Annotated in this window: 1 protein-coding gene; it reads right to left on the bottom strand. The window is 60.0% G+C overall.

Features of this window, described 5'->3' with window-relative positions:
• The coding region (locus A2J03_RS10485; RefSeq protein ID WP_331712366.1) for an LAGLIDADG family homing endonuclease at window positions 1-1187 on the bottom strand (1187 nt) is incomplete at both ends.

Genomic DNA, 1187 nt, shown 5'->3' with positions numbered 1-1187 from the left:
TCGGTGCGACTCATTTCCAGGGAGAAGATAACGCTGGGCATACCGTGCTTGATGGAGCACGAGCGCATGAAATCCATGGACAGGGTTGAATTGTGTGTAGGGATCATCGACTCGCTGGCGAGGTAGAGATGCTCGGCATTATCGACCTCGACGCACCGCACGGGTAACGACTCGACTGGGCGAACATCCACGATAAACCGTGAGCCCGACCGGACTGTCGAGCCAGCAGCCCTCCGCTCCTTGTGCAACATCTGCTTTCGGTGCAGTCCGAACACCACGTCATCTGTCGCAAACGTCAGCGTATAAGCCGTCGACGATGCCTCGGTGCGCCCCTTGACACGTTTGGTCGACAGCTGTGCTCGATAACCAAGACTGACGACAAGTTCGCGCACGTCGCGGATCAGCCGTTCACTGGTGACAGAGAACTGGGCCGACCCGCCACCCGTAACAGTTCCATCGGTATCGAGCAGACCGGCGAGAAGTGCACGCCGTTGCGATTCTGCACTCCGCAAATAGTCGGCCGGAATATGCTTGTTGCCGAGCACCCCAACGGTGCGCAAACGAGCCTGAACTGTACCAATCGCCCTCCTGCAAGATAGGCAGCGATGCAAGCCTGTGGTCGGGGCGCCACACTCGACGCAAGCCGGGGGCGCAACCGGTTCCGACATGAACCGTGCCTTGCCGCCGCACGATTGACCGCACGTACGGACGTTGAGGGGGAAGGGCACGAATTCCTTGCCGCACACGATGCACGACTTCGCATCCACGGACTCGAGCGGAAGCTGGATGACGTACCGCAGAGCACTGGTGGACGATGCCGTCACTCGAAGGCCTTCACCTTCGATGCGCGTAATGATCTCCGGGTCAGCGCTCGTGATCTGAGCGCATGCCGAAGATCCGTCACCGAGCCACGCCCCCAGGGTGTAGGGCGGTACAAGTAGTTCCCGCTCCGGCAGTTGAATCGGTTGTGCATTGACTACCGAGTGGTTGAGACGAGAGTCCTTCGTATTACAGCGGACCGAGTCTGCGATCTCCTCGGTTGTGCGGACCTCCGCGAAGGTCTTCTGGTTTCTGGTGCGGTTGTATCCCACCGCGGCCGCCTGAGCCGACTTCCTCGACGCACGGGTATCGGTCAACCACTGATGTTCCGCATCGGCGACAATGACTGTCCCGTCGGAGAACTCGAC

The organism is Rhodococcus sp. EPR-157 (assembly GCF_001647195.1).
GTDB lineage: Bacteria > Actinomycetota > Actinomycetes > Mycobacteriales > Mycobacteriaceae > Rhodococcoides.
This window is presented reverse-complemented; position numbering and strand designations above follow the sequence as displayed.